Below are 21410 nucleotides of genomic sequence, written 5' to 3'. Positions count from 1 at the left end.
CCATGTCCCTGTCCGACCTGCCCGCGCCGCTGCGCGCGGCTAAGCCCTTCTTCTGGCCCCACCCGCAGCGCCGGCCGGCCGCCCAGGTGCTGGCCGACAGCCCGGTGGGCCGGGCCGACGTGGAGGCGGCGGTGGCCCGCTGGCGGCGCTTCGGGCCGCTGCTGGCCCGTCTGTTCCCGCACGAGCTGGGGCCGGACGGTCGCATCGACTCACCGCTGCTGCGCCAGGGCGATGATCACGGCCGCGCGCTGTGGGTCAAGGCCGACCACCAGTTGCCCATCACCGCCTGCATCAAGGCCCGCGGCGGCGTCTACGAGGTGCTGTGCCACGCCGAGCAGCTGGCGCTGGACGCCGGCCTGCTGGCCCCGGGCGGCGACATCGCGCTGCTGGCCGATGCGCCGGCGCGCGCCCTGTTCGCCCGCCACCGGGTGCTGGTGGGCAGCACCGGCAACCTGGGCTACAGCGTGGGCGTGATGGCCCGCGCCCTGGGCCTGGGGGTGGAGGTGCACATGTCGCACGACGCCCAGGCCTGGAAGAAGGACCGGCTGCGCGCGGTGGGCGCCACGGTGGTGGAACACGCGGGCGACTACGCCCAGGCGGTGGCCGGTGCCCGCGCGCTGGCCGCGGCCGATCCGGCGGCCTATTTCATCGACGACGAGGACTCGCTGCTGCTCTTCCTGGGCTATGCCGCCGCGGCCTGGGACCTGGCGCCGCAGCTGGCGGCCCAGGGCCTGGTGCCCACGTCGGCGCGGCCGCTGCGCGTCTACCTGCCCTGCGGCGTGGGCGGTGCGCCCGGCGGCGTGGCCTTCGGCCTCAAGTGCCTGTGGGGCGATGCGGTGCAGGTGGTCTTCGTCGAGCCGGTGGCTGCGCCCTGCTTCCTGCTGCGCCTGGCCACCGGCGACGACGCGGCCAGCGTCTACGACATCGGCCTGTCCAACCACACCGTGGCCGATGGCCTGGCGGTGCCGCGCGCCTCGGCCCGGGTGGCGGCCCTGGCCGGCCCGCTGGTGGATGCGGTGGTGACGGTGAGCGACGCCGATCTGCTGCGCATGCTGCGCTTCCAGCACGAGGCGCATGGCCTGCAGCTGGAGCCTTCGGCCGCGGCCGGCTTCGTGGCCCACGAGATGCTGGCCGGCCCCTGGGCCGAAACCGTGGCGGCCTGGTGCCCCGCGCCGGTCATCCCGCTGGTGTGGACCACCGGCGGACAGGGTCTGCCCACCGAGGTCTTCCAGGCCCTGCTGGCCGGTGGACTTGCTCTGGGTCAAGCCGCTCAAGCCTGAGCGCCGCAGGCCGACAACAAACAGAACAAGCGGGACACAATCGCGCCAGGGAGGTGGGGTTCGTTCGTCCCATCACAACAGAACGATGAAGACCCATGTCGTCACGGGCAGCAGCCCGGCCATGGCCGTGGAGCGGCTGGCCACCTGCCTGCCGCCGCAGACCGCGCCACGGCTGGTCTTCGCCTTCTATGGCGAGGCGGCCGATGACGAGGGCCTGCACCACTGCCTGGCCCAGCGCTGGCCGGGTCTGCCCGTGCTGGGGGGCAGTTCGGCCGGCGGCGTGATGAGCCAGGACGGCCTGGCCGACCACCACCAGATCGGCCTGATGGGCCTGGAAGACCCGGGCGGCGATTACGGCGTGGCCGCGGGCCCGCTGGAAGGCGACCCCCAGGCCTGCGCCACCGCGCTGCTGCTGGAGGCCATGGACCAGGCCGGCTGCGCGGGCGAGCTGCCTGCGCTGGTGTGGATCTACCAGGAGCCGGGCAGCGAGGAGGCCGTGCTGGCCGGCCTGCGCCGGGTGCTGGGCGACCGCTGTCCCATCGTCGGCGGCAGCGCCGCGGACAACGCGGTGGCCGGCCGCTGGCGGCAGCTGGGGCCGCAGGGCCCGCTGCGCGGTGGCCTGGCGGTGGCGGTGCTCTATCCCACGGCGGCGGTGCGGGTGGTGTTCCAGGGCGGGCACGAACCCACGGGCCAGAGCGGGGTGGTCACCGGCGTGGGGGGCAGCACCGGACGGCGCCTGGGCGCCCAACCCGGCGCGCCCATGCAGGGCCGCGAACTGCTCACCATCGACGGCAAGCCCGCCGCGGAGGTCTACAACCAATGGCTGGACGGCGCGCTGCAGCCGCAGCTCGATGGCGGCGGCGTGATCCTGGCGCAGACCGCGCTGCACCCGCTGGCGGTCAAGGTGGGCCAGGTGCATGGCCTGCCGCACTATCTGCTGGTGCACCCCGAATCCGTCACCCCGGGCCACACCTTGCGCACCTTCTGCGACCTGCGGGTGGGTGACCGCCTGCAGGCCATGCGCGGCGATCGCGGCCGTCTGGTCTTCCGGGCCGGCCGGGTGGCGGCCCAGGCGCGCGCCGCGCTGCCGGCCGGCCAGACCCTGGCCGGGGCGCTCATCGTCTACTGCGGCGGCTGCCGCATGGCGGTGGGCGAAGAGGTGGCGTCGGTGGTGCAGGCGCTGCGGCAGCGCCTGGGGCCCGTGCCCTTTTTGGGCTGCTTCACCTTTGGTGAACAGGGCTGGCTGCTGGACCGCAATGTGCACGGCAACCTGATGGTGGCGGCCGTGGTCTTCGGGGCCGAGGAGCTGGTGCGATGACCGGACCCGACGGCGATCTGCAAAGCACCGAGGCCCTGCGCGAGGTGCTGCAGGGCCTGCAGCGCAGCCACGAGGTCCTCAAGGCCAGCAGCGCGCAGACCCAGCGCCTGCTTGATGCGCTGGAATCCCTGCTGACGCTGGACACCGATGCCGACCCCTTCCCGCGGGTCTTCGCCTCGCTGCGCCGGGTCTTCACCTTCACCCATGCGCTGATGCTGATCCAGGACGGCGGGTCCGATGGCGAGGGTCTGAACTGCGCGGTGGCCGAGCCGGCCTCGGAGGAAGGCCAGCGCTGGCCCCTGACACCGCTGCTGCGCAAGGTGCTGGCCGGCCGGGTGGTGGCCACGGTGCCCACCGCCCCGGCGCTGGCCAACGGCGAGCCCGCGCCGCATTGGCTCTACCTGCCGGTGCGGGTGCGCGAGCACCGCGGCATCCTGGCCCTGCGCCGCGGCGCCGGCGAGCCCGGCTACACGCGCGACCATGTGGACCTGGGGCGGCGCTTCGCGCTGCTGGTCTCGCACGCGCTGGCCACCCGCTTTGCCCACCAGACGGTGCTGCGCAGCCGCGAGCTGCACCAGCTGGCCGAGCGGCTGCGCCATAGCGAGCAGGAGGCCCAGCGCAATGCCCAGCTGCTGCACCAGGTGGTGGATCACCTGCCGGTGGGCCTGGTGCTGCGCAAGGGCGACCGCCAGCTGCTGATGAGCAACACCGTGGCCGACCAGATGCTGCATCGCCAGGCGGGCCAGGCCTTCGACGACCGCGCCCGCGCGCTGCTGGACCCGGCGCCGCCGCCGCGCGGGCGCCGACGGGCCGATGGCCTGAGCCGTGCTCCCGGGGTGCAGGAGCGCGAGGTGCCGGTCGACGGCGGAGAGCACACCCTGCTGATCACCAGCAAGCCGGTTCAGGTCTTTGACGAGGCGATGCAGCTCACGCTGCTGAGCGACATCTCCGAGCGCAAGCACTACGAGCGCGAGCTCTCGCTGCGCGCCTATGTGGACGAGCTCACTGGCCTGCCCAACCGGGCCCGCATGCAGGAGATCGTGGCCGAGACGCTGCGCGAGCGCGCCGACGACGCCCTGGTGGCGCTGGCCTTCATCGACCTGGACAACTTCAAGCAGGTCAACGACTTCTACAGCCATGCGGTGGGCGACGCGCTGCTGCGCGCGGCGGCCGAGCGGGTGCGCGCCCTGATCCGCCCCAGCGACACCCTGGCCCGCATCAGCGGCGACGAGTTCCTGCTGCTGATCGACCCGCTGCACCAGCTCGACGATCTGCAGGCCATCGTGGAGCGGGTGGTCGATGGCCTCAAGCAGCCCTTTGCCATCGAGGGCCTGGAGGTGCTCACCTCCGCTTCGGTGGGGGTCTGCGTCTACCCGCTGCACGGCCGCAGCTACGAAGCCCTGCGCCGCTCGGCCGACAACGCCATGTACCGCGCCAAACAGGACCGCAAGGGCAGCGCGCAGTTCTTCACCGCCGCCATGGGCGAGGCCCTGACCGCGCGCATGGAGACGGAGCAGCGCCTGCGCCTGGCCCTGCGAGAGCGCCGCTTCGCCACCCTGTTGCAGCCCAAGGTCAGCCTGGCCGCGGGGACGCTGGTGGGCTTCGAGGCGTTGGTGCGGGGGGTGCGGGTCGACGGCACGCTGGTACCGCCTTCGGAGTTCATCGAGCTGGCCGGCGAGCTGGGTCTGCTCGACCAGATCACCCACATTGTGCTGGAGGACGTGCTGGCCGCGCTGCCGCGCCTGCGAGAGCGCTTCGGCCCCGACGTTCAGGTGAGTCTGAACATCGCTGCGCGCCAGGCCGGCGATGTGGCGTTCATGGACGCCCTGACCCAGGACATCACGCCGGACCAGGCCCGCGGCCTGATCCTGGAGCTGACCGAGGACGCGCTGGTGGCCGCCGAGCGCTTCCAGCGGCGGGTGCTGCCGCTGCTGCGGGCACGCGGCCTGCGCGTGTCCATCGACGACTTCGGCACCGGCTACTCGTCGCTGGCCATGCTCAGCGACGAGATCGCCGACGAGGTGAAGATCGACCGCACCTTCATCAGCCAGGTGCACCAGCGCCCGCGCAGCCAGGGCATCCTGCGGGCCATCGAGTCGTTGTGCGGGGCCCTGGGCATCGCGGTGGTGGCCGAGGGCGTGGAGACCGCCGAGGAGCTGGACTACCTGCGCCGGCACACCGGCATCCGCCGCGCGCAGGGCTACTGGTTTGCCCGGCCGCTGCCGCTGGACGAGCTGCTGACCGGGCCGGACCCGGTGCGCCTGCCGCCGCCGCGCGCACAAACCTGAGAAAAGGGTGACGTAATGCCGCACCAGGCTGCTGGTGCGGGTCGCCCGGCTCAACAGCCTCGGGGTGGGGACGATGCCGTGGGGACGTTGTTCCTCACCTGCGCGACACCCCGCCATGCCCTTGCTGTACCCCCTGCCGCCCTCGCCCTTGCGCCTGCTGCCCGCCCTGCTCCTGGGCGCCCTGCTGACCGCCTGCGGTGGCGGTGACGGCGGCACCGCCACCACCGCGGCCAGCCCGGATGCGGCGACAGGCGGCGACACGGCCAGCACCCTGGCCACGGCTGTGGCCTCGCCCACCTACCATCTGGCGCCGGTGCTGCTGGACGCGCCAGCCGACACCGACATGGCCCGGCCCTCGGCCTCGGCTCGGCGGGCGCCGCACACCACCGCCGTGCCCGAAGCCCTGGGCAGTCTGTCCTCGCGCGGGCTGACCGTGCCGACCCTGCAGGCCGCCGCCGCGGGGGGCGCCGCCGGCGCCCGGGCTCGCATTGCCAGCATCAGCGCCTCGGCTGAGGGCGAGGCCGTGCGGCCCATGGCCGCTGGCAGCACGGTGGTGACCTACACCCCGGCCCAGATCCGCGCGGCCTACAACCTGCCGGTGCTGCCGGACCTGAGCGGCTCCCTCACCGACACCGAGGCCGCCCAGCTGGGCGCGGGCCAGACGGTTTACATCGTCAACGCCTACCACGACCCCAACATCGCCGCCGAGCTGGCGGCCTTCGCCAGCCGCTTCGGTCTGCCGGGCTGCAGTGCCGCCAGCATCGACCCGTCGGCCTCGCTGCCGCTGGCTGCTGCGCCCGCCGATGGCTGCACCTTCTCGGTCGTCTACGCCACCAGCGGCGGCGGCATGGCCGCCAATGCCCCGGCCTACAACGCGGGCTGGGCCACCGAGATCGCGCTGGACGTGCAGTGGGTGCATGCCACCGCGCCGATGGCGCGCATCGTGCTGATCGAGGCAGCGGATTCGGGCATCGCCTCCATCGCCAACGCCGTGGCGCTGGCCAATGCCATGGGCCCCGGTGTCGTCTCGCTCAGCCTGGGCGCCAACGAAGGCAGCTGGGTCAGTTCGGTCGACAGCGTGTTCTACGGCAGCGGCATGAGCTACGTGGCCGCCACCGGCGACAACGGTGCCGCGGTGGAATGGCCCTCGGTCTCGCCGGGCGTGCTGGCGGTGGGCGGCACGACGCTGACCTTCAAGGGCACCGGCGCACGCAGCGAGACGGTGTGGTCCGGCACCGGCGGTGGGGTGAGCAAGTTCATGGCCCGGCCGGCCTACCAGACCAAGGCCGTGCCTGGCCTGGGCACGCCGGTGCGCCGTTCGGTGGCCGACGTGGCCTTCAACGCCAACCCCGCCACCGGCCAATACGTGGCGGTGATGAGCCAGGACGGCGGCAGCACCAGCTGGGTCAGCGCCGGTGGCACCAGCCTGGCCACGCCGCAGTGGGCCGCGCTGCTGGCGGTCACCAACGCCCTGCGCGTGCAGTCCAGCCTGGGGCTGATCGGGGCGCCGCACAGCGCGCTCTATGCCTCGGTGGCCAGCCTGCCCAAGCTCTACGCGGCCGACTTCCTGGACATCAAGGCCGGCAAGGATGGTGGCTGCGGCCTGTGCGTGGCCAAGGCGGGCTATGACAACCCCAGCGGCCTGGGCACCCCGCAGGGCGTGAGCCTGCTCTCCACGCTGGCCGGCGTGACCGTGCCGGCCATCGCACCGGCCATCGCGGCCACGGCCGTCAACGGCCAGGCTGGCGTGCCCCTGTCCTTCAGCGTCTCCGTCACGGCGGCCAATGCGCTGCGCTACAGCCTCGACGGCGCGCCCGCCGGCATGGTGGTGAACGCCGCCGGCGTGGTGAACTGGGCCAAGCCGGTGACCGGCAGCTACAGCGTCACCGTGACTGCCACCGACGCACGCACCGGCCAGACGGCCCAGGGTGTCTATGCGATCACCATCGTCACCCCCGAACCCCCGGCCGTGAGCGACGCCTCGGCCACGGCGGTGGTGGGCAAGGCCTTCAGCCAGGCCATGTCGTACACCGCGCCCAATGCCGTCACCTGGAGCCTGACCAAGCCGCCCGCGGGCCTGGTGATCAGCAAGGCCGGCGTGGTCAATTGGCCCAAGCCGGTCAAGGGCAGCTACAGCGTCACCGTCACCGCCAAGGACAGCAAGACCGGCAAGACCGGCCGCGCGGTTCTGAGCCTGACCGTCAACGCCAGCTGAGCTTTCCCGGCCAGGCGTGGCGGCCCGCGCGGCTGTCACGGCCCTGACACGCCCGCTTCGGACACTTTCATTCGAAAGATCCGAGCGAGCGAATGAACCTCAGCCCCCGTCAGCGCGACATCCTGGCCTGGCTGCACGAGACCCACCAGCTGGGCACCGAGCAGCTGGCCGACCGCTTCCAGGTCAGCCCGCAGACCATCCGGCGCGACATCCACGTGCTGTGCGAGCAGGGGCTGGCCAGGCGCCAGCATGGCGGGCTCGCGCGGGTGGCGGCCCAGCACAACCGCAGCTTCGCCCAGCGCAGCGGCGCGCACGGCGAGCGCAAGCGCCGCATCGCCCAGGCTGCGGTGGGCCAGTTGCAGGACGAGGCCACCGTCTTCCTGGGCTATGGCACCACGGTGGCCGAGTTCGCCCGCGCGCTGCCCCCCGATCAGCCGCTGCGCGTGGTGACCAACAACCTCGACGCGGCCCTGGCGCTGGCCGACAAGCCGGCGGTGGAGACCTGGCTGGCCGGGGGGCGCCTGCGTCCGGCCGACCGCGACCTGATGGGGCTGGCCACCTTCGATTTCCTGCAGCGCTTCCAGGCCCATGTGGCGGTGCTGGGGGCCGGCGGCATCACCGCCGACGGGGTGCTGTGCGAGTTCCAGCCCGACGAGGCTGAACTCAGCCGGCTGCTGCTGGCCCACAGCCAGAACCGGCTGCTGCTGGTCGACGGCAGCAAGTACCTGCGTGCCGCACCCTGCCGCGTGGCGCCGCTCGCCGAGGTGGACCAGGTGTTCACCGACGACGAGGCGCCGGAGGCGCTGCAGACCCTGTGCGCCCGGGCCGGGGTCGCGCTCCACCGCTGCTGAGAAGGGGCCGGACCATGAGCGACCTGCGTCTGGAGGGGATCGAGCAGCACTTCGGCGGCCAGCCGGTACTGCGCGGCATCGACCTTGCCGTGGCGCGCGGCGAGTTCATCGCGCTGTTGGGTGCCTCCGGCTGCGGCAAGACCACACTGTTGCGCCTGATCGCCGGGCTGGACCGGCCCAGCGCCGGCCGCATCTGGATCGGCGGGCGGGACGTGACCGCCCTGGAGCCGGCAGCGCGCCAGCTCAGCCTGGTGTTCCAGTCCTATGCGCTGTTCCCGCACCTGGATGTGGCGCAGAACATCCTCTTCGGCCTGCGGGCCCGCCGCGTGCCGCGCCAGGAGCAGACGCGCCGTCTCGACCAGGCAGTGCAGATGCTCGGGCTCTCGGCCCTGCTGCAGCGCAAGCCCGGCCAGCTCTCCGGCGGGCAGCGGCAGCGGGTGGCGCTGGCGCGGGCCGTGGTGTCGCAGCACCCGCTGTGTCTGATGGACGAGCCGCTCAGCAACCTGGACGCCCAGCTGCGCGCCGAGATGCGTGGCGAGCTGCGCCGCCTGCAACAGACGCTCGGCCTGACCCTGGTCTATGTCACCCATGACCAGGTCGAGGCGATGAGCATGGCCGACCGCATCGTGTTGATGCACCAGGGGCGCATCGCCCAGGTGGGAGCGCCCGCCGAGCTCTACGACCATCCGGCCCATCCGGTGGTGGCCAGCTTCATCGGCCAGCCGCCGATGAACCTCATCCGCTGGCCCGGCGAGGCCGGGTGGCGTGGCATCCGGCCCGAGCACATCACGCTCGGCCAGGGGCCGCACCAGGCCGTCATCGAAAGCACCGAATACCACGGCGCCGACAGCCTGCTGACCTTGCGCCTGCATGGCCAGTCCCTGAAGGTCCGCCATCCCGGCCACCCGGCGTCCGGGGCCTGGACCGTGGGTCAGTCCGTGAGCCTGGGCTGGCCCGCCGAGCGGGAATGCCGCTTTGCGGCGGATGCCGCCTGACCCGTCCCCTTCCTCCCCAACCGATCGAACCAAGGAGTTTGCGATGTCCCTCCAGACCCGTTGCCTGGCCCTGGCGCTGGGCGCGATGAGTGCCGTGGCCTCGTTCAGCGCGGCCGCCGCCGAGCCCGCCCACGTCACCATGTACTACCCGATCTCGGTGGGTGGCCCGCTCACCCAGGTGGTGGACAAGCTGGTGGGCGAGTTCCAGCAGGCCAACCCCGACGTCAAGGTCGAGGCCATCTACGCCGGCAACTACGACGACGCCCGCACCAAGGCGCTGGCCGCGCTCAAGGCCGGCACGCCGGTGCAGACCTCGGTGCTGTTCTCCATCGACCTGCACGAGCTGAAGGACCAGGGCGTCATCCGGCCCTTCGACGACTTCGCCAAGACGCCCGAGGACCGCGCCTGGCTGAACAGCTTCTACCCGGCGCTGATGGAGAACGGCCGCGTGGAGGGCAAGACCTGGGGCATTCCGTTCCAGCGCTCGACCATCGTCATGTACTACAACAAGGACGCCTTCCGCCAGGCAGGCCTGGACCCGGAGAAGCCGCCCCGCACCTGGGACGAGCTGCGCGCCGACGCCGCCAAGCTGGTGCAGAAGGACGGCGCCACGACCAGCCGATGGGGGGTGATGATCCCCTCCACCGGCTACGCCTACTGGATGTTCGGTGCCTTGACCAAGCAGAACGGCCAGCCGCTGATGAACCCGGCAGGCAGCAAGACCTTCTTCAACACACCCAAGTCGGTCGAAGCCCTGAACTACTGGGCCTCGCTGGCCAAGGACGGCCTGAGCCCGCAGGGCCTGATCGAGTGGGGCACGCTGCGCCAGAACTTCGTCGAGGGCAAGACGGCCATCATGTGGCATTCCACCGGCAACCTGACCGCGGTCATGAAGGAGGCCAAGTTCGACGTCGGCGTGGCCGCGCTGCCGGCCCACACCGAGCCCGGTTCGCCCACCGGCGGCGGCAACTTCTACCTGTTCAAGAGCGGCAGCGAGGCCGAGCAGCAGGCCGCCTACCGCCTGGTCAAGTTCCTGACCGCGCCGGAGCGTTCGGCCGAATGGAGCGTGGCCACCGGCTACGTGGGCGTGAGTGCCGCCAGCTACGACACGCCGGCGCTCAAGACCTATGCGGCCAAGGTGCCGCAGGCCCTGGTGGCGCGCGACCAGCTCAAGGTGGCCACCGCCGAGCTGGCCACCCACCAGGCCGGTCGCGTCCGCAAGCTGCTCGATGACGCCCTCCAGTCCGTCATCACGGGCCAGCAGGCCGCCAAGCCGGCGCTGGACGCCGCCCAGGCCCAGGCCGATCGCCTGCTCAAGCCCTACCAGCGCTGAGCGCCGGGGCCCAGACGATGCCGCACCCCGCACCGGCCGCGCCACGGTCCCCGGCACGCCAGACGGCCCTGGCCTGGGCCCTGCTGGCCCCGGCGCTGCTGCTGCTGGGCGGCTTCACCTACGGCCCCACGCTGGCCAGCCTGTGGCAGGCCCTGCACACCGGGGCACCGGGCCTGCCCGCCAGCTTCAGCGGGGCGGACCAGTTCCGCTTCCTGCTGGAGGACCCGGTGTTCCGCCAGGCCCTGCGCAACAACGCGCTCTATGCGGCGGTCACCGTGCCGCTGTCGGTGGGCCTGGCCCTGGCGATGGCGCTGTGGGTGAACGGCCGCTTCGCGGGCCGCGGTCTGCTGCGCCTGGCCTTCTTCACGCCCACGGTGCTGCCCATGGTCGCCGCAGCCAACCTGTGGCTGATCTTCTACGCGCCCGACATCGGCCTGCTCAACCGGGCATTGGCCTGGGCCGGCCTGCACGGGCCCAACTGGCTGGGTGACGCCGGCACCGCGCTGTGGGCGCTGATGGCGGTGACCGTCTGGAAGGAGGCCGGCTTCTTCATGGTCTTCTACCTGGCGGCCCTGCAATCCCTCCCGCCCGAGCTGATGGACGCGGCCCGGCTGGAGGCGCCCTCGGCCTGGACCCGGCTGCGCCGCGTCACGCTGCCGCTGCTGGCGCCCACCACGCTGTTCGTCGGCGTCAACGCGCTGATCAATGCCGTCAAGCTGGTGGACCACCTCTTTGTGCTGACCCATGGCGGCCCCAACAACGCCAGCATGCTGCTGCTCTACCAGCTCTACGAGATCGCCTTCAAGTTCCAGGACCCGAACCAGGCGGCCGCACTGACGCTGCTGCTGCTGGCTCTGCTGAGTGCGGTCTCGGCCGGACAGTTCTGGCTGGCGCGCCGCGTCCACTACCGATGAGCAGGAGGGACCCGACCATGCATGCGCAGACGTCCACCGCCTTGCGGGGCCTGGGCTGGGTCCTGGGGGCGCTGTGGGTGCTGCCGCTGCTGCTGTTGTGCTGGGCGGCGCTGCGGCCCGGCGCCGGCGCGCTGCAGTTCGACCTGGCGGGGCCCTGGGGCCTGGACAACTTTCGCGCGGCCTGGCAGGTGGCGCCCTTCGGCCGCTACCTGCGCAACACCGCGGTCATCGTCGCGCTGCTGCTGGTGCTGCAGCTGGCGGTGTGCACGCTGGCCGCCTACGCCCTGGCGCGCTTGCCGTTCCGGGGGCGGTCGGCCGTGTTCGCCCTGGTGCTGCTGCAGCTGATGGTGATGCCCGAGGTGCTGATCGCCGAGAACTACGCGGCCATCGCCCGGCTGGGGCTGGTGGACACCTGGCTGGGCGTGGCGCTGCCCTATGTGGCCAGCGCCTTCGGCATCTTCCTGCTGCGCCAGAGCTTCATGACCGTGCCCCAGGAGCTGGAGGACGCGGCACGCATCGAGGGCCTGGGCCGCCTGGCCATTCTCTGGCGCGTCTATGTGCCGCTGGCGCGGCCCACCTACCTGGCCTACGCGCTGGTGTCGGTGGCTTATCACTGGAACAACTTCCTCTGGCCGTTGGTCGCCACCAACACCGTGGCCAGTCGGCCGCTCACGGTGGGCATGGCCCTGTTCGCCGCGCCCGAGACGGGGGTGGACTGGGGTGTGTTGTCGGCCGGCACACTGTTGTCCGTCGGCCCCTTGCTGCTGGGGTTTCTGGTGTTTCAGCGCCAGTTCATGCAATCCTTCATGCATGCCGGCTTGAAGTGACGCCCGTGTCCCCTCCTTTGCCTCCTCCGCTGCTGCCCGATCACCCGCTGCCCCGCGTCGTGCTGACCGACGTGGACGACACCCTGACCTGGGAAGGCCGCCTGCCGTCCGTCACCCTGGCCGCCATGGAGCGCCTGGCCACGGCCGGCATCGGCCTGGTGCCGGTCACCGGCGCCTGCGCCGGCTGGTGCGACCAGATCGCCCGCACCTGGCCGGTGGCCGCGGTGATCGGCGAAAACGGCGCCTTCACCATCGAGCGCGAGGGGCGGCACCTGCGCTACCGCGATTGGCAGGACGAAGCCACCCGCCGTCGCCACCAGGCCTGGCTGCAGAAGGCCGCGGACACCCTGCTGCGCAACCACCCCGGTCTGCGCCTGGCCCTGGACAACGCCTACCGGCGCTGCGACCTCGCACTGGACCATGCCCAGGAGGTGGTGCCGCCGGTGCCGGCCGAAACCGTGCGTCAGGCCCTGGCCGACGCCCATGCGCTGGGCGTGCAGGCCACCGCCAGCTCCATCCACATCAACCTCTGGCTGGGCGACTTCAGCAAGAAGGCCGCCTCGCTGGCCTGGCTGCGGCGCCACCACGGCTGGACACCGGGCGAGGCCCCTGGTTATGCGGCCTTCGTGGGCGATTCGCTCAACGACGCCCAGATGTTCGAGACCTTCCCGCGCAGCGTGGGGGTGGCCAACATCCGGCCCCACCTGGCGGCCTTGCCCGTGCCCCCGGCCCACATCACCCAGGCGCCGGGCGGCCTGGGCTTTGCGGAATGGGTGAACGAGGTGCTGCTGCCATGCTGATCGCGCAACTGAGCGACTGCCACATCACCCGCCCCGGCGTGCTGGCCAGCGGCCGGGTGGACACCGCGGCCCTGCTGCAGCAGGCCGTGGCCAGCGTGGCCGCGCTGGCGCCGGCCCCCGATCTGCTGCTGCTGAGCGGCGACCTGGTGGACAGCGGCCACCCAGCCGAATACGCCCGCCTGCGCGCGCTGCTGGCCCCCCTGCGTCTGCCCATGCGCCTGCTGCCCGGCAACCACGACGACCGGGTGGCGCTGCGCGAGGCCTTTCCCGAGCAGCCCTGGGCGGCCGGCGTGCCCTTTGCCCAATCCTTCGCCCAATGGGTGACGGACCTGCCCGAGGGCGCGGCCACCCTGCGCCTGATCGGGCTGGACACGGTGATCCCCGGCCGGCCCGGCGGCATGCTCTGCCGCGAGCGCCTGGACTGGCTGGCCGACACCCTGGCCCAGGCACCACAGCGGCCCACGCTGCTGGTGCTGCACCACCCGCCGCTGCACACCGGCCTGCAGGAGATGGACGGCATGAACCTGGGCGAGGGCCGCGAGGCCCTGGCCGGCCTGCTGGGCCGCCACCCGCAGGTGCAGGCCATCCTGTGCGGCCACCTGCACCGCCACATCCACGGTCAGCTGGCCGGGGTGCCGGTCATCGTCGCGCCCAGCACCGCGCACCAGATCGCGCTGGACCTGCGGCCAGGCCACCCGGCCCTGTTCAACCTGGAGCCACCAGGCTACCTGCTGCACCGCTGGCGCCTGGCCGAAGGCTTGGTCACGCTGGGCGCGGTGAGCGGGGACTGGCCGGGGCCTTACCCGTTCTGAGCCCCCGGCGAAGGCGGGCTCAGAGCAGGTGCTTGTCCCGCAGGTGCTTCACCAGGCCGCAGTAGCCGTGCTGCATCAGGATCTCGTTCTCCAGCTTGGCGGGCAGCAGTTCCTCCTTGACCCGGGCGGCGGCTTCCGGCCCCTGGGTCTGGCGCAGAAAGCCGATGGTCTCCTCGAACTTGGACACCTCGGTGCGGCAGGCCTTGTCATGCGGTGAGGCCGTCACCGCGTCCTGGGCCTGCAGGCCGGTGCACAGCAGGGCCGCCCCGGTCAGCCCGAGCGGGCGCAGGGTGCGGCGAAACCAGAGGGTGGGAGCGGGCATGGCGGACAGCAAAAGGTGACGGGTACGTCACCCAAGCAGGATGAATGCCACCCCCGGCAGGCCCTACCATCGCCCACCGCCTTGCCCACCGGAGATCCCCATGCTCTTCGACCCCGCCCGCCACGAAGCCCTGTGCGACACCCCCTGGGACGCCGGGCAGGCCCAGGCCGCCCTGCAGGACATCGTGGACGACATCGAGCGCAGCCGCGGGCCCCAGGGCCACTGGCCGGTGCACCCGCTGGACGAGGAGGGCGACACGCCGGCAGGTGGCTTCAAGGGCCTCTACCTGGGCAGCGCCGGCCTGGGCTGGGCGCTGTGGCATCTGCAGCAGACCGGGGCCGTGCGGCTGCAGCACACCGACCCGGTGGCCGTGCTGCAGGCGGCCGATGCGGCCTACCGGGCCGGGCCGGACAGCGGCGAGCTCGTGCCCTCGCTCTACCTGGGCGAGGCCGGCATCCTGCTGGCGCTGTGGCGGGCCACCGGCGACGCCGCCGTGGCCGAGCGCCTGCACGCCCAGGTGCTGGCCAACATCGGCCACCCGGCGCTGGAGCCGCTGTGGGGTGCGTCCGGCACGATGCTGGCGGCCCTGCACCTCTGGCGCCTGACCGGCCAGGCGCGCTGGCGCACCGCTTTCGCGCAGAACGTGCAGGCCCTGTGGGCGCGCTGGGACAGCCGTGTGGGCGACGGCGAGCCGCCCGCCTGGGTCTGGACCCAGGATCTGTACGGCCGCCAGGCCCGCTACCTGGGGGCCGCGCATGGTTTTGCAGGCAATGTGCAGCCCCTGCTGCTGGGGGCGGACCTGCTCGAACCGGCGCAGCGCGCGGCCCTGTACACGCGCTGCGCCGACACCCTGGCGGCCACCGCCGTGCAGGAGGGCGACGGCGTGAACTGGCCGCCCCAGGCCCCGGCGCCGGGCGCCGAGCCGGCCTCCACCAAGTGGTTGATGCAGTGGTGCCACGGGGCGCCGGGCATCGTCACCGCGCTGGCCGGCTTCCCGGTGGGGCAGGACCCGCGGCTGGACGCCCTGCTGCGGGCCGCGGGCGAGGCGGTGTGGGCCGCCGGGCCACTGGCCAAGGGGGCTGGTCTGTGCCACGGCACGGCGGGCAACGGCCAGGCCTTTCTGGTGCTGCACCAGCGAACGGGCGACGCCCGCTGGCTGGCGCGGGCGCGGCGCTTCGCCATGCACGCCATCGCCCAGTGCGCGCAGCAGCGCCAGGCCCACGGCATGGGGCGCTACACCCTGTGGACCGGCGACGCCGGCGTGGCCGTCTACCTGTGGCAGTGCCTGCAGGCCCAGGCGGGTCTGCCCACGCTGGACTTCGTCTGAGCCCTGCGCCACCTCAGGGCAGGTGGCAGACGGCCTCGACGTTGTGGCCGTCCGGCCCGATGACGAAGGCCGCGTAGTAGTTGGCGTGGTAGTGCGGGCGCAGGCCCGGCGGGCCGTTGTCCTCGCCGCCCGCGGCCAGGGCCGCCTTGTAGAACGCGTCCACCAGCGCCCGGCTGCTGGCGGTGAAGGCCAGGTGCAGCGGGGTGGGCGGCATGTCGTCCTGGTGCAGCCAGAGCGAGGGCTTGCCCGGCAGCCCCAGGCCCACGCCGTAGTCGCCCTCCATCACCACCCCCACGCCCAAGGGGGCCAGGGCCTGGACGAAGAAGGACTTGCTGGCAGGCAGGTCGCTGGCGCCGAATCCGATGTGGTCGAACATGGTGGCCTCCTGATCTGGGGTGTGTGGCAGACGCCCCAGTGTGCATGGCGCAGGCAGGCTGTCAACGCGGGGCCGCCCCCGGTGGGGCTTTCGCCTGCGGGCCCGGGCCGTGGCGTGCGGCCGTCCGGATGCTGCGGATCTGCGCTGCCGGCAGCCCCAGTGCGCGCAGGAAGTGCGCGTGCCCAGCGGGGTCCTGCTGTTCGAATTCCTGGTGCCAGCGCTGCATCTCGGCCTCGTCGAAGCCCGCGCGCTGCAGCAGGGCCACCCAGTCGGCCTTGCTGCGGCAGGCGGGGGCGTCTGCCAGCGCGGGGTCGGCCAGCAGGCGGGCGAGCTGGCGCTGCTGCTGGCGCAGTCGGGCCAGCTCCTGGCCCAGTTCCAGCAGGCGGTCCTGCAGCAGGGTGTGGGCCACCGGCGGCGGCACCGCATCGTCACGCGGCTGCGCCAGCAGGGCCGCGATGGCGGCGAGCGACAGGCCCGCCTCGCGCAGCTGCCGGATCTGTTGCAACTGTTGCACCTGGGCCGGCCCGTAGAGGCGGTAGCCGGCCGCGCTGCGTGCGCCCGGCAGCAGCAGCCCCAGGGCTTCGTAGTGCAGCACCGAGCTGCGGGCCAGGCCACAGGCACGGGCCAGGCGGCCCAGGGTCATCGGCGTCATGTCGGCTCGGGGGCAGGGCATGGCGGCAAGGGTAGCCGGTCGGGCGGCATGAAGTGCTGGCGGGCGGCCTCGCTGTCCAGCCGCTCGGGCGAGTAGTGCCGCGCCAGCAGGGCCCGGGCGTCGCTGCGCAGGGCCGGTTCGCGCTGCAGGCACAGGGTCCAGGGCTGGCCGGGCGTGCCGGCGCCGGCCGCGGCCATCAGGCGCAGCAGGGCTTCGGTGACGGTGGCGTGCACCTTGCCGGGCACGCCCAGGCGCGTGGCCAAGCCACGCAGGCCCGCCAGGTACAGCGGCAGCGTCTCGGGCAGCGGGTGGCGTTGCAGCAGCAGGCCGGCGGCGCGCAGGTGGCCGGCATGGTCGAAGTCGGCCGCGGCCAGCTCGGCGGCAAGGAAGGCGGCCAGCCAGCGGGCATCGTCGCGCGCGGCGGCCGGCAGGGGAAGGGGCGGGTTCATGGCGGTCCTCTCCAGGCAAAGCCGCAGCGTGCACCTGACGGTCACCGTCAGGTCAAGCGGGCATCACGGGAGCGTCACAGGCGCGTCATGCCGGCGGCCCACGCTGTCGGGGATGACCCGAACCGTGGACTTGGTGTACTTCAACGCGGGCGGTGGCCACCGGGCCGCGGCGCAGGCCCTGCAGGCCGTGCTGCAGCAGCGCCATGGCGCTGCCCTGCAGGTGCGGCTGGTGAACCTGATGGCGGTGCTGGATGCGCAGGACCGCTTCCGGCGCCTGACCGGCATGGCGCCCGAAGATGTCTACAACCGCCGCCTGGCGCGCGGCTGGACGCTGGGCCTGGCGCAGGAGCTCAAGCTGCTGCAGGCCTCGGTGCGCTGGGCCCACCCCTGGTTGGTGCGCCTGCTGCAGGCGCACTGGGCCGAGACGCGGCCGGACGTGGTGGTCTCGCTGATCCCCAACTTCAACCGCTGTCTGTACGAATCGGTGCAGGCGGCGCGGCCGGGCACGCCCTGCGCCACCGTGCTGACCGACCTGGCCGACACGCCGCCGCATTTCTGGATCGAGCCGGGGCAGGATCAGTGGATCGTCTGCGGCACCGAGCGCGCGATGCAGCAGGCCCTGGCCCAGGGCGTGGCCGCGCGCAATGTGCACCGGGTGTCGGGCATGATCCTGCGCCCGGCCTTCCACGACGTGGCCCCGCTGGACGCGGCGTCGCGGGCCGAGGCCCTGCAGGCCCTGGGTCTGCAGCCGGGTCGGCCCACCGGCCTGGTGATGTTCGGCGGCCAGGGGTCCATGCAGATGCTGCGCATCGCCCGCAGCCTGCCGCAGGTGCAGCTCATCCTGGCCTGCGGCCACAACGCCCTGCTGGCCGAGCGCCTGCGGGCGCTGCCCGTGCCGGAAGGCGGGGCGGCGCGCGCGGTGCTGGGCTTCACGCCCGACGTGGTGCGCTACATGCAGCTGGCCGACTTCTTCGTCGGCAAGCCGGGGCCGGGCTCGCTGAGCGAGGCGGTGCAGATGGGCCTGCCGGTCATCACCTTCGAGAACCGCTGGACCATGCCGCAGGAGCGCTACAACGCCCAGTGGGTACGCGAGCAGGGCCTGGGCGAGGTGGTGCCCTCGGTCAAGGCCATCGCCGGCGGCGTGGCCCGTCTGCTGGCCGATCTGCCTGCGGCGCAGGCCCGGGTGCGCGGGGTGCGCAACCAGGCCGTGTTCGAGGTGGCGGACCTGGTGGATCAGCGGCTGATCCAGGCGCGCATGCCGCATCCCCAGCCCCTGGCGCATCCGGCGCCGGCCGTGACCGGCGGCACCGAGCCGGACGCGCTGGCCCCGGCTCCGGCGCGCTGAGGCTCAGCGCCCGCCGTAGTGGTACTTGGTCGTGCGGGCCCAGTCGCTGTCGGGCCAGAGCTTGTGCAGCAGCCGGAAGGCCCCGCGCGAGTAGGTGGGCTCGGGGGCCGGCTGGCCGTTGGCGGGCACCGGCGGTCGGCATTCGTTGCGGGTGCTGGCCACGAAGAAGTGCAGGGCCTTGGGCGCCTCCGGGTCGGCCGGCTTGCCCTGGGCCCAGGCCAGCAGCGTGGGGGCCAGGTAGGCGTTGCGGTTGGGCAGGGCGTCCAGCAGGGCCTGCTCGCGCCGGGCCTCGGCCTGCTGGGCCGGGCTGAGGAAGGCCGGCGGCGTCAGGGCCAGCGCATCCTGTGCGCCCGTGCCCCAGCCCTGGCAGCCCCATTCGGTGTCGTTGCCCTGCGGGTCCACGCGGTGCGGGTGCAGCTCGGGCGTGTTGACGAAGATGACGGTGGCGGCCAGGCGCTTGGCCTCGGGCGTGGTGGCCTGGACGAAGCGGGTGTACAGATGCGCCGTGGTGCCGCGGCCCTGGGCCAGCGTCGGCGCCCAGGTGTCGGCCGTGGCCCAGTCGCCCAGCAGCACCGCGCGGGTCCACAGGGCTTCGATCAGTCCGGTTTTCACCGCGACCGGCAGATCGGGCCGGGTGGGCAGGGTCTTGAGCACCGACAGCGGCAGCGCGCGGTAGAGGCGGCGCGGGAAGTCGTCGTCCAGGCCCATCACGGGCGCTGCCGGTGTCGAGGCGGCGGGCGCCGCACTGGCGGCGTCGCTGCGGGCGATCGGCGTGCCCGCCCCGGTCTCGGCCACTTGGCGCGGTGCGGCGGCCAGGAAGGCTTCCAGCGTGGGCGCGGTCACCAGCTTCAGGGCCAGCCAGCGGTTGCGGGTGGCGGTGTCCATGGGCTGGGGCGGGTGGGCCAGCAGGCGGCTGACCTCGGCATCGGCCGCGGCGGCCTGGCCGCCCTCGATCTGCAGGCGCAGCAGGTGGTAGCGCAGGTGCAGGTACAGCGGCGAGCTGGCGGGCACCGCCTCGGCGGCGCGGCGCTCGGCCTCGCTCAGCTGCAGGGCGGCGGGCCGTGGCTGGGCCTGGGCGACGAGGGCGGCCAGCCACAGCACGGCGCCGGGGCTGCCGGCCGGGGCGGCCTGGGCCTCGCGCCGGGCCAGGGCCAGCGCGGCCGGGCGCTGCTCGTCGCCGGCCTGCATCGCGCCGATCCAGCGGGTCATCGGGTCAGCCGCCTGTATCAGGCCGGGGCGGTCGTCCAGACCGGGCTGTTGCTCCAGGCTGTCGAGCAGCACCAGGTAGTCGCTCAAGGCGCGCACCTGGGCCGCGTCCATCGGCGCCTGGGTCAGCGGGCCGGCCAGCTCGGCGGCCTTCTCGGCCGGGCGCAGCCGGGCGTCCACCCAGCCCAGCAGGGCGGCGGCGGGGGCGAAGCGCGGGGCCTGGGCGCTCAGCTCGTCGCGCGCGGTGCGCAGCCACTGGCGGGTGCGCTCGGGCTGGTGGTCCGGCCCCAGGGCCAGGGTGGCCTGGCGCAGCAGGCAGCGGGCGGCCAGGTAGCGCCCCCAGGGTTGCCAGGGCGAGCCGCCGTCCAGCGCGATGGCCAGGAAGCGCTGGCGCGCGGCCTCGTACTGGCCGGCGTAGAACAGCGCGGCGGCGCTCTGGTAGGCGTGGTCGGCGCGCAGCCAGGCCGGTGCGTCGGCCGGCAGGGCCGGGGGCAGCACGGCCGGCGGCTGGGTGGCCTGGCCGAACTGGATACCCGGGGGCGAGCAGTTGGCGAACACCGCGTCCTGCTGGGCCAGCCAGCGCGCGGCCCACTGCGGCGCGGCGGCGCTCTGGCGCTGGCGCTCGGCCAGGGTCTGGCGGGCGCGTTCGAAGGCGTCCTTCGGGCAGTTCAGGAAGAAGCTGTAGTCCGGCGTGGCCCGCTCGGCCTCGATCTTGACGGGGGCCGCGCCGGCCTGGGCGCGGGCGGCCAGCCAGGCGGCGATGCCGGTGGCGTCCTCGTCGTGGCGGGCCTGCCAGTCGGGCGCGGTGGGGCCCACATGCCAGCCGTCCACGTTGAGCGCCGCGGTCTCGGCCGCGCTGAGCGGGTGGCCCTGGGCCGCGCGCCAGGCCAGCGCCAGGTAGACGCGCCAGTAGCTGCCGGGCAGCACGCCCAGGCGGCCGGCGGCGTAGCCGGGCAGGGCGGCCTCGGTGACATGGTGCTCGGGGGCGTAGGCGTTCTCTTCGTAGCCATCGCCGCCGCTGGCACGGGCGGCCGGCAGGGTGAGCAGGCTGCTCAGGCCGGTTAGCGCCAGGGTCCGTGCCAGGGTCCGTGCCAGGGTGTGGGCCCGCGCGCTCAGCGCGCGGCGGGGGGCGAGGGGGTGTTCAGCAGGGCGGTCCATTGGTCTCGGGTCCAGGGCTGGGGCGCGAAGTGGTAGTGGCGAGGGGCCTGCAGGCCGATCACCGGGGGTTCGTCGGTGGCGGTGCCCGCGGCCTGCCGGCAATCGGGGCGGGGAAAGTGCCCGTCGCGCGCCAGCAGGGCGCGCAGGGCGGTGTCGTCGCGGTCCATGCGAAAGGCCATGGGCACGATCTCGTCGGCGGGCAGGCCGTCCATCCAGGCGTCGCCCGCGCACCAGGAGGCCAGGGCGGTCATCGACAGCGCGACCTCGGCCGGCAGCCGCGCGCGCAGCGCGCGCACCACCTCGGCCAGGAAGGGCCGCTGCGAGCGCCGCACCTCGAAGTCGAGCTGCAGCGCGTGCACCGGCTGGCCTTGCACCAGGCGCAGCGCGGTGGCCACGATGGCCTCGCGCTGGGCGGGGCTGAGGGCGGGGTGGTCGCGCGGGTCGGCGTCCACATGCAGCACCGGCAGCAGCGCGGTGCCGGGCGAGACGCGCAGCGGCTGGGCGCGCGGGCGGATGTCGGCGGCCTGGCCGCGCAGCCGCACCGAGGCGGCCAGCCAGGCCACGCCGGTGTTCGGCGGCAGGCCGCGCAGATCCTCGGGCCGCTCCCAGGCCCACAGCATCTGCGTGGGCAGCTGGGCCAGGCCGGGGTGCGGGGCGGGCCGCAGCGGGGTGCTGGCGCGCAGGCCGGTGGCCAAGCTCAAGGCCAGACCCAGGGCCAGGCTCAGCGCCAGCCCGGCGCTGGCCAGCCGCCACCGGGGCGGTCGGGCAGGGCGAAGGGGCGGGCGCGGCATGGCGGGCACTCTAGCAGCGGGCCCCGGCGCGGCCCATCCACCGCAAGGGGGTGTCGCGCGGCTGTCATCACCGTGGCACGGCGGGCCGGTCTACTGCGCGGTTTTGCGACGTTTCGCGACTTTTGGCGACGTCTCGCAGTGTCGGGCCTCG

Annotated in this window: 19 protein-coding genes; 13 read left to right on the top strand and 6 right to left on the bottom strand. The window is 73.4% G+C overall.

What is annotated here, in order from left to right; all coding sequences use genetic code 11:
• The first annotated feature begins 2 nt into the window (after positions 1–2).
• The 11 genes from dsdA to M0L44_RS13275 all read left to right on the top strand — a co-directional run bounded on the left by dsdA (position 3) and on the right by M0L44_RS13275 (position 13633).
• On the top strand, positions 3–1280 hold the full coding sequence (gene dsdA / locus M0L44_RS13325; RefSeq protein WP_252770184.1) for a D-serine ammonia-lyase: 1278 nt from the start codon (positions 3–5) through the stop codon (positions 1278–1280).
• 85 nt (positions 1281–1365) lie between these two features.
• Positions 1366–2598, top strand: coding sequence for an FIST signal transduction protein (locus M0L44_RS13320; protein ID WP_252770183.1), 1233 nt, complete (start codon positions 1366–1368; stop codon positions 2596–2598).
• The gene (locus M0L44_RS13315) at positions 2595–4886 is read left to right on the top strand and encodes a putative bifunctional diguanylate cyclase/phosphodiesterase (protein ID WP_252770182.1); all 2292 of its coding nucleotides are present in this window, start codon (positions 2595–2597) and stop codon (positions 4884–4886) included. The genes M0L44_RS13320 and M0L44_RS13315 overlap by 4 nt, the downstream gene beginning before the upstream one ends.
• Before the next feature lie 115 nt (positions 4887–5001).
• Positions 5002–7101, top strand: coding sequence for a S53 family peptidase (locus tag M0L44_RS13310; protein ID WP_252770181.1), 2100 nt, complete (start codon positions 5002–5004; stop codon positions 7099–7101).
• A 92-nt stretch (positions 7102–7193) separates the two neighbouring features.
• The gene (locus M0L44_RS13305; RefSeq protein ID WP_252770180.1) at positions 7194–7952 is read left to right on the top strand and encodes a DeoR/GlpR family DNA-binding transcription regulator; all 759 of its coding nucleotides are present in this window, start codon (positions 7194–7196) and stop codon (positions 7950–7952) included.
• 14 nt (positions 7953–7966) lie between these two features.
• Positions 7967–8947 carry an ABC transporter ATP-binding protein gene (locus M0L44_RS13300; RefSeq protein WP_252770179.1) on the top strand — a complete coding sequence of 327 codons (981 nt, stop codon included), beginning with the start codon at positions 7967–7969 and terminating at the stop codon, positions 8945–8947.
• 43 nt (positions 8948–8990) lie between these two features.
• Entirely contained in the window at positions 8991–10280 is a 1290-nt protein-coding gene (locus tag M0L44_RS13295; RefSeq protein WP_252770178.1) for an ABC transporter substrate-binding protein, read from the top strand.
• Between the two features lie 17 nt (positions 10281–10297).
• The gene (locus tag M0L44_RS13290; RefSeq protein ID WP_252770177.1) at positions 10298–11194 is read left to right on the top strand and encodes a carbohydrate ABC transporter permease; all 897 of its coding nucleotides are present in this window, start codon (positions 10298–10300) and stop codon (positions 11192–11194) included.
• Between the two features lie 17 nt (positions 11195–11211).
• The gene (locus M0L44_RS13285) at positions 11212–12021 is read left to right on the top strand and encodes a carbohydrate ABC transporter permease (protein WP_252770176.1); all 810 of its coding nucleotides are present in this window, start codon (positions 11212–11214) and stop codon (positions 12019–12021) included.
• Positions 12022–12026: 5 nt separating this feature from the next.
• Positions 12027–12821, top strand: a complete 795-nt coding sequence (locus M0L44_RS13280; protein WP_252770175.1) for an HAD family hydrolase — start codon at positions 12027–12029, stop codon at positions 12819–12821.
• Complete coding sequence (locus M0L44_RS13275) at positions 12815–13633, top strand: phosphodiesterase (RefSeq protein ID WP_252770174.1); 819 nt, start codon at positions 12815–12817, stop codon at positions 13631–13633. The genes M0L44_RS13280 and M0L44_RS13275 overlap by 7 nt, the downstream gene beginning before the upstream one ends.
• Before the next feature lie 19 nt (positions 13634–13652).
• Here the strand turns inward: M0L44_RS13275 and M0L44_RS13270 are convergent, their stop codons facing one another.
• On the bottom strand, positions 13653–13955 hold the full coding sequence (locus M0L44_RS13270) for a hypothetical protein (protein WP_252770173.1): 303 nt from the start codon (positions 13953–13955) through the stop codon (positions 13653–13655).
• Positions 13956–14055: 100 nt separating this feature from the next.
• Between M0L44_RS13270 and M0L44_RS13265 the strand changes: the two genes are divergently transcribed.
• Entirely contained in the window at positions 14056–15282 is a 1227-nt protein-coding gene (locus tag M0L44_RS13265; protein WP_252770172.1) for a lanthionine synthetase C family protein, read from the top strand.
• 13 nt (positions 15283–15295) lie between these two features.
• Here the strand turns inward: M0L44_RS13265 and M0L44_RS13260 are convergent, their stop codons facing one another.
• The 3 genes from M0L44_RS13260 to M0L44_RS13250 form a co-directional block, all read right to left on the bottom strand.
• Complete coding sequence (locus tag M0L44_RS13260) at positions 15296–15658, bottom strand: VOC family protein (protein WP_252770171.1); 363 nt, start codon at positions 15656–15658, stop codon at positions 15296–15298.
• A 61-nt stretch (positions 15659–15719) separates the two neighbouring features.
• Positions 15720–16331 carry a MerR family transcriptional regulator gene (locus M0L44_RS13255; RefSeq protein ID WP_252770170.1) on the bottom strand — a complete coding sequence of 204 codons (612 nt, stop codon included), beginning with the start codon at positions 16329–16331 and terminating at the stop codon, positions 15720–15722.
• Positions 16307–16759, bottom strand: a complete 453-nt coding sequence (locus tag M0L44_RS13250; protein WP_252770169.1) for a hypothetical protein — start codon at positions 16757–16759, stop codon at positions 16307–16309. The genes M0L44_RS13255 and M0L44_RS13250 overlap by 25 nt, the downstream gene beginning before the upstream one ends.
• 112 nt (positions 16760–16871) lie before the next feature.
• Between M0L44_RS13250 and M0L44_RS13245 the strand changes: the two genes are divergently transcribed.
• Positions 16872–18104, top strand: coding sequence for an MGDG synthase family glycosyltransferase (locus M0L44_RS13245; RefSeq protein WP_252770168.1), 1233 nt, complete (start codon positions 16872–16874; stop codon positions 18102–18104).
• 3 nt (positions 18105–18107) lie between these two features.
• On the opposite strand, the gene M0L44_RS13240 is transcribed toward M0L44_RS13245, so the two are convergent.
• Both M0L44_RS13240 and M0L44_RS13235 read right to left on the bottom strand, forming a co-directional pair.
• Positions 18108–20468, bottom strand: coding sequence for a hypothetical protein (locus M0L44_RS13240; RefSeq protein ID WP_252770167.1), 2361 nt, complete (start codon positions 20466–20468; stop codon positions 18108–18110).
• The gene (locus tag M0L44_RS13235) at positions 20423–21259 is read right to left on the bottom strand and encodes a hypothetical protein (protein ID WP_252770166.1); all 837 of its coding nucleotides are present in this window, start codon (positions 21257–21259) and stop codon (positions 20423–20425) included. The genes M0L44_RS13240 and M0L44_RS13235 overlap by 46 nt, the downstream gene beginning before the upstream one ends.
• Positions 21260–21410 lie beyond the last annotated feature (151 nt).

Origin of the sequence: Ideonella oryzae, assembly GCF_024055665.1 — a bacterium.
Lineage (GTDB): Bacteria > Pseudomonadota > Gammaproteobacteria > Burkholderiales > Burkholderiaceae_C > Ideonella > Ideonella oryzae.
The sequence above is the reverse complement of the archived record's forward strand: the minus strand, read 5'-3'. Positions and strand labels throughout refer to the sequence as shown.